This is a genomic window from Natronococcus jeotgali DSM 18795, from assembly GCF_000337695.1.
GTDB classification, from domain to species: domain Archaea; phylum Halobacteriota; class Halobacteria; order Halobacteriales; family Natrialbaceae; genus Natronococcus; species Natronococcus jeotgali.
Genome location: NZ_AOIA01000089.1, coordinates 1 through 968, shown reverse-complemented (window position 1 = coordinate 968; position 968 = coordinate 1). Strand labels below are relative to the sequence as shown.

1 protein-coding gene is annotated in these 968 nt (G+C 52.6%); it reads left to right on the top strand.

The features are described from left to right. Window positions 1–476: 476 nt before the first annotated feature. Window positions 477–893 (top strand): hypothetical protein, encoded by a 417-nt coding sequence (locus C492_RS09215; protein WP_008422737.1) that lies wholly within the window; start codon window positions 477–479, stop codon window positions 891–893. Window positions 894–968: the final 75 nt, after the last annotated feature.

Genomic DNA, 968 nt, shown 5'->3' with positions numbered 1-968 from the left:
ACCAACACGCGCCGGACACCATCGACGACGAAACAGCTATGAGACGATCCGTGGTTTGGTCAGTCGCAGGATTCTCATAGGTGTTGAAACCCTCGGAACACGTTTCTCCCAGAAGCTACTAAATCGGTTGAGTGTGTATCTCTACTTGATTACAACTCTAAAAGATTTCAACAAAGCCAACGTGAACGGAACTCAACGCCGTCGTGCTGTTCTACATGCTTTCACTTGGCTTTGCTGCCGGATCTGATTGGCTATCCAAACGATTTAAGTAATTCTTGTTTATACTGCCAGTGTAGGAATAATGCACCGCGAGGAGCATGCGTCTCCACCATCTACACTGCATTACTCATGCCTACAATCAAAGCCAATGACTGGACCAAAGAGCAACTTGAAGAAATCAAAAATAACGAAGATCATTCATTGTTCGATTCGATCATCAAATCGCATCTCAGAGAGCGCGAAGCCGAGTAAGTAAGATGAGTCGCCAGCAATCACTCCCCCCGGTATTCGACGCATGCGAACCCCGTGACGACGTGTTGCGCGGCGAACTCGCAGAAGACCAGTTCGCCGCGAACCTCGCATCGGTCGCGTTCGACCCAGAGGACGCCGCACCGGTCTACCGGGACGCGGACGAATTCTTCGCCAGCACCTACCCGACCGATGGGCTGCAAACCCTTCTTAGTACGATAACCAGCCGATTTCTCGCGACGTCCGGGCGGGATCCCGAATACTCAGCCGGAATTCTGTGCCTCGACACAACTTTCGGCGGCGGAAAAACGCACGACATGATCGCGGCGTACCATCTTGCCTCGAATTCGGGTGATATCGACGATCTCGCTCGGCATGTTGATGACGAAGGGGTCGCCACAGCATACCGGGAGAGCCTGTCATAGAAAGCGTCACGTACGAAGCAGCAGAGTGCGGAAAGTGTGTCCAGCACAACCGCAACCCTGCAAGATGTGGATTCG